6 protein-coding genes and 1 pseudogene are annotated in these 5,736 nt (G+C 43.5%); 5 read left to right on the forward strand and 2 right to left on the reverse strand.

Annotated features, from left to right (window positions below):
* Nucleotides 1-319 precede the first annotated feature (319 nt).
* Both H141_RS21625 and H141_RS0119200 read left to right on the forward strand, forming a co-directional pair.
* Entirely contained in the window at nucleotides 320-871 is a 552-nt protein-coding gene (locus H141_RS21625; protein WP_157611043.1) for a bacteriocin fulvocin C-related protein, read from the forward strand.
* 87 nt (nucleotides 872-958) lie between these two features.
* Complete coding sequence (locus tag H141_RS0119200) at nucleotides 959-1,816, forward strand: thioredoxin domain-containing protein (RefSeq protein ID WP_019677894.1); 858 nt, start codon at nucleotides 959-961, stop codon at nucleotides 1,814-1,816.
* A gap of 174 nt (nucleotides 1,817-1,990) precedes the next feature.
* On the opposite strand, the pseudogene H141_RS0119205 reads toward H141_RS0119200, so the two are convergent.
* Both H141_RS0119205 and H141_RS0119210 read right to left on the reverse strand, forming a co-directional pair.
* Nucleotides 1,991-2,218, reverse strand: a pseudogene (locus H141_RS0119205) (transposase domain-containing protein); the annotation flags it as partial.
* Nucleotides 2,219-2,526: 308 nt separating this feature from the next.
* Complete coding sequence (locus H141_RS0119210) at nucleotides 2,527-3,543, reverse strand: IS110 family RNA-guided transposase (RefSeq protein ID WP_019677896.1); 1,017 nt, start codon at nucleotides 3,541-3,543, stop codon at nucleotides 2,527-2,529.
* Nucleotides 3,544-4,098: 555 nt separating this feature from the next.
* On the opposite strand from H141_RS0119210, the gene H141_RS20820 reads away from it, so the two are divergent.
* From H141_RS20820 to H141_RS20690, 3 genes are all read left to right on the forward strand, one after another.
* Nucleotides 4,099-4,488 carry a hypothetical protein gene (locus tag H141_RS20820; protein ID WP_019677897.1) on the forward strand — a complete coding sequence of 130 codons (390 nt, stop codon included), beginning with the start codon at nucleotides 4,099-4,101 and terminating at the stop codon, nucleotides 4,486-4,488.
* Complete coding sequence (locus tag H141_RS0119220; RefSeq protein WP_019677898.1) at nucleotides 4,488-5,126, forward strand: PspA/IM30 family protein; 639 nt, start codon at nucleotides 4,488-4,490, stop codon at nucleotides 5,124-5,126. The genes H141_RS20820 and H141_RS0119220 overlap by 1 nt, the downstream gene beginning before the upstream one ends.
* A 14-nt stretch (nucleotides 5,127-5,140) precedes the next feature.
* The coding region (locus H141_RS20690) for a phosphoenolpyruvate carboxykinase (ATP) (RefSeq protein WP_019677899.1) at nucleotides 5,141-5,736 on the forward strand (596 nt) is incomplete at its 3' end.

The following is a 5,736-nucleotide window of genomic DNA, read 5'->3' on the forward strand; positions in this document are numbered from 1 at the left end:
AAAGCGTAAAGGTGTGTATGAACAAGCGAAATCAGCGCATCCAGAGCGATGGGCTGGCAGAGCAACAAGAAACTGGAGCCCTATAGGGCCAGTAAGTCTGAATCCAGATCGGGAAATCTTGCAGGTTCAGGCAGCAGCATAAAACGGGAAAATCGGACAACTACCTTGAAAAACTCCGTGCTTGACAGAGATATTTTTGTATTCTACATTTATTTTTCAATATAACTTGGAGTATTTAACATGATTAGGTTTATTTACTTTATTTTTTTTACTTATTTCATTTGAGATACTTGCTAACGATGTAGCGTGCAGTCAAGAAGTGGCATTAAATGAAAAAGCAACCTTATTCCTCAGTGAATCTATTTACTATGAACCTTATTCTTTATATGAAGAATTCTCAAGATTAAAAATAATGTCACAGAGAAGTGCATATAGCAAAATGAAAAGTCATCAGAGAATAGCTCTGTGGCAAGAGCATTTTAGAAGGTTTTCTGAATTTCATAGTTTGACAAATGAGCAAGTTAATTTCATTAGCATTTTAAACAAAAAGATAATAGCATTACATAGTAATGATTCTACATCAGAAAAAAATGAACAGATGGTTGCAGATACTTTCCGTATGGCTTTAAATCATTTCACACAAGAAGTTGCGGAAAATTTAATGTCAAATTTAGGTGTTTTTTCAACATTTGCTTTAGATAATAACTTTACTCAAGATGTAAACGATAACTGTAGCTGCTCAAGGAGTTCCGATATGTGCGGTATTAATAGCCCCTGTCGACGGTCTTTCTGTATGACTAAATCATTTGGTTGCGGGTTATTATGGGTATTCTCATGCGACGGGAAATGTGCCGGTATGCAGACACAATAACAATTACTATTTTCCCCAGCCTGTCCAATTTGGACAGGCTGAATGCAATGCTGAAATGGTGAGAGCTATTATGGAGCTATGTCACATATGACAAATTTAAAGAAGTACTCAACATTAATATTAGCTTCTATTATGGCTACATTCTTGGCGATTATGGCAGGAGCTATAAACTGGCCATTTCAGTTGGCGGTTTGTTTCGCTTTATTCTATTTATCTTCCTTTATATTATTTCATAGATATAGCAAGCTACAATCAATGATTGTGCTAGCCCCGTGGACACTAACATATGTATTGATAATCACTTTGAATTTTAATGATGTAAGTAAATTTACTATCCCTATAGCACTAGCACCATACCTAAGTTTTTTATTGGCACTATGCTCATTTAGATGCCTGAGGCATTTTAAATTATCATCGAAAATTTTAATTTTTATATTTGCTCCGGCCTTTATATATATAACTTACTTAAACTACTTTGTTCTTGATAATATAAAAATTGATGATGCAGTTGACTTTTCTGAATATAATTACACCAGTATTGAAGGGAATTCTGCAAAATTAATAACAGGCAATAATCTTACTGTAGTTTATGTTTGGAATTACTACTGCACTTCATGTCTTGAATTACTGCCAGAATTAGAATCCACTTCCAAACGATTCCAATATAACTATGGGGATGTAAAATTTTATGCTCTTCATGCTGGGAATTCTACCCAAGAGATAAAGGCTAAATCATTGATTAAAAAATTGAATTATGAACTAGATTCCATCTTTTTAGAAACGGATATTTATGAATTTTTAGAACAACTTAATTCACCTGATGTTCCAATTATGTTGTATTTCGATTCGAATTTGAACCTTATTAAGGCCAATCATCCCAACTTTAGCAAATTTGTTTATTTAACAAACCCTAACTATCTTGTGGAGCGACTCCTAAATAACTGATCCGAGTCTGCTACATCCGCGGTAGGTAGTGGACGCCTTCCGGAAATCCAGTAATAGTGCTACGCATACTTTATGAACTAAAGTTTAATCCGTAGCTAATTAATCGGATATTTGTGAGCGTAACAACGTAAGCGTTGCAGCAACCACACCGTCCCGGCGTGATTGTCGTGTAGTTCAGAATGGCAACAGTTTTGTCAGCTTGTCTGGTATATCAGCGGTGGGCAGCTCTTTAAATAATGTAGTCAGATAATCATACGGTTCCAGACCGTTGATTTTGGCGGTTTCTACCAGACTGTAGAGTGCCGCACTGGCTTTAGCCCCTGATGTGGTGTTAGCAAACAGCCAAGCTTTTCGGCCGATGACGAAGGGCTTTGTGGCACGCTCGTCACGATTGTTGTCAAGATATTTAGGGTCACCCATTAGCCTCTCGGAGTCAACAGCGTAACCAAACCCGCGCGCACTGCTAAGTGCGCGTATCTTTTATTCCTTGCAAACCAATAACCTTCGCATTTTAGTTCTCATTGGTGGTTGCGATATATCGCACCAGTCACCCATCAGGATCAAGGCTCTGGACTGACTGCGTCCGGCCCCTGGCTACTTGTAGCCCCAGAAAACCCTCTGTTCTCCCGCCTGTCCAAGTGATGCAGCTTTGCTGCGACAGAATCATGGTTTTACCAACCCTAAACCGGCATCAGCTACGCTGGTCGAACTCAGTTAAAAGCGCGTTTCACATCAAACTCTACCCCGTCTTTTAGCATGTTGTAACAGGCTCTGGCCAGTTTGTGGGCCACGGCTTTCATCGCGACTACTTTTAAACTTTTAGCGCATTTACGCTGGTAAAAACGCTTGATTAATTCATCCGAGCCAATGGCAAAGTGCGCGGCCTCCATAAAGGCCCAGCACAGATAACGATTGCCACATTTACGGTTCCCTTCCCCTTTTTTCTTACCGTTGGACTCACGTTTTGAGTTGACCATCCTGGCGTAAGAAGCAAAATTACCGCAACTGTCAAACCGTTTAATATCGCCGGTTTCCAGATAAATGGTCATCGATAAAATATCACCTATCCCGGATACTGTTTTGAGCAGCTGAAAGGCTTTGCAGGGCTTGAGCTGGCGTAACAGCTCGGCCTCAACGGCATGGATTTGCTGCTCTAATGCTTGCATCACGACCCAGTTTGCCTGTAACGCCAGGTGCTGCTCAGGCAGCAGGGGCAGCGCTGCAACGTGCTCTGGCGTCCAGGTTTTTATGGTATAACTTGGCGTATCCCGGCCGGTATTACGAACCAACAAATTTTTGATGGACAGTAATTGGGTGGTTTTTTGCCGCGCCAGCTGCGCGCGTTTACGCGCTAAATCACGCAGGGCTCGCGGCTCTTTTGGATAAATATAGCCACAGGGTAACAGGTCGATCCGCAGCAAATGCGCAAGGTGCCTTGCATCGGCAAAATCACCGCTGTATTTAAGGCCATCGTAGACCACCACTGCCGCCGTGTTGACCAGGCGGACATCATAACCTTCCGCTTGCAGCGCATCGACCAGCCAATACCAGTTGTAAGTTGATTCAACTGCAATGGCTTCAATCTGCTCTTTATACATGGCAAGCACCCCGAGAATAACCTGCGCATCATTAGGTAAATGTTTGGAATAAATGACCTTATTGTTCTCATCGAGCACAACCAGCACCGAATTATTGGAATGAAGGTCAATCCCGGCATACAATTTCATACGGCCTCCTTGGAAATAGTTTTTTTCGACGTCAATCAAAAAGTAGCTATTAACTTGGAGGCCGTCTAAGGCCACTTAGGCTAGATGATTATCAGAACAAAATTAAAATCATTTTCAGGGATTTATTTTTGTTCTGACCCTATTTTTCTATTTTCATTGCACTGATCCATTTGCAAGCCGATTTTCAGCATAACGAAACGCATTGTCGATAACTTTATCAGTTTTATCGACAATGCTGAAGAATAGGCGTTAGTCACTGCTGGGCCGTAATTGTTAAACAACTAAACTTGTTAACAGAAGCTGAACTTCAGGTTGGGCTTTCTGTTTTTAGAGCAAATGAGTTAATTTTTTATCAATTTAAAAATTTTATTTGTTTACTTTTGAAATCAATTGAATACAGCATTTGCTATGTGAACACCGTAAACCAACGACAGGGAGTGCACAATGAGCAGCAAAACGGTGCCTTTCAGCGCCCGCATAAGCATTTAAGATGCAGAGTTTATCAGTACCCTGGAATACGATGGTGCCCATACGCCGTCAGATAAACTGCGGGCCTTGCTGGCGGAAACCCGGCGTAAACATGCCAGTTACCCTGATTATGGCCATAACCTGGCGCAAATGCAGGAATGGCTGGGGCAAATAAAGCGGCAATTACTTATTCGCCAGCAGCAACTCAATCAGCAGGCAGAGCCAATATTGCGGGTGCTGGATGCGTTGCCCGATTTACTGGCCACACTACAAACTATGGCCGCGCGTTGCCCGCAAATGAACGTGCGGGAGTTGCAGCAAACCGAGCAAAGCGTGCTGCAGAAAATCTACCAGTTAAACGAATTATTATTACCCCTTGCCGTAACCCAGCAGGGTAATAACGAATTACAGCAGGGCTTGTTTGCCCTGGTAACGTTAATTAATGAACATAAAATGGCAATACAAGGAGAGCAGTGATGAGCGAGAGTATTACCCGCCGGGTTGCCCGGTTAGTGAGTGGCAGCGTCAATGCGTTAGTCGATGCGGTAGAAAGCAGCGCCCCAGAGGCGGTAATGGAGCAAGCTATTCGGGAACTGGATGCAGCCATCGCTGATACCCGCACCGAGCTTGGCCAGCAAGTTGCCCAGAAACATCTGGCCAGTAAAAAATTAATGGAAGAAAACAGCCGCTGTGAAATGCTGGCCGGCCAGTTGGAAGTTGCCATAGCCAATGGTCGCGATGATCTGGCCGAAGTGGGTATTGCCCAGCAAATGGATATCGAAGCACGCATTCCGGTGCTGGAAGCTTCTATCAGCGATTGCGCCAATCGCGAAAAAGAACTCGAAGGCTTTATTCAGGCACTGCAGGCGAAAAAACGGGAAATGAAAGCCGAGCTAAGCGCTTTTGTGCAATCGCAGGCTGCGAAAAGCAGTGCCACTGTCGCCGGTGGCAAAAAGTCTGATAGTGCGACTGATAAAGCGGAACGGGCAAGTGATGCTTTTGGCCGGGTATTGGAAAAAGCCTCAGGCATTGCCGGGCGGGATACTGCCCTTGGTAATGCCGGTAAATTAGCGGAGCTGGAAGAGCTGGCCCGAACTGGCAGCAGCAGGGTTTAAACTCGGAAAACTTCGTGGCTTTTAACCTGACTGAACGTATTCAGTTAATAGGCGGTACCTGGTACGGCGGCGAAATGAAAAAAGGTATGTTCTCAATGATGAACTACTTTTTACCATTAAAAGGCATAGCGTCGATGCACTGCTCCGCTAACGTCGGTAAAGATGGCGATGTTGCAATATTCTTTGGCTTGTCTGGCACCGGCAAAACAACGCTGTCTACCGACCCGAAGCGGCAGCTGATTGGCGATGATGAGCATGGCTGGGACGACGATGGTGTATTTAACTTTGAAGGCGGCTGTTACGCTAAAACCATCAACTTGTCGCAGGAAAACGAACCGGATATTTATCAGGCTATTCGTCGTGACGCCCTGTTAGAAAACGTTAGCGTAGCCGCCGATGGCACTATCGATTTTGACGATGGTTCAAAAACCGAAAATACCCGGGTGTCTTACCCGATTTACCATATCGACAATATCGTTACACCGGTTTCGAAAGCCGGCCATGCCAAAAAGGTTATTTTCTTAACGGCTGATGCCTTCGGTGTATTGCCGCCGGTATCTAAGTTAACGAAGGAACAGGCTAAATATCACTTTTTATCAGGCTTTACCGC

It is taken from the genome of Arsukibacterium perlucidum DSM 18276, assembly GCF_000382165.1.
In the GTDB taxonomy this organism is placed as follows: Bacteria; Pseudomonadota; Gammaproteobacteria; order Enterobacterales; family Alteromonadaceae; genus Alishewanella; species Alishewanella perlucidum.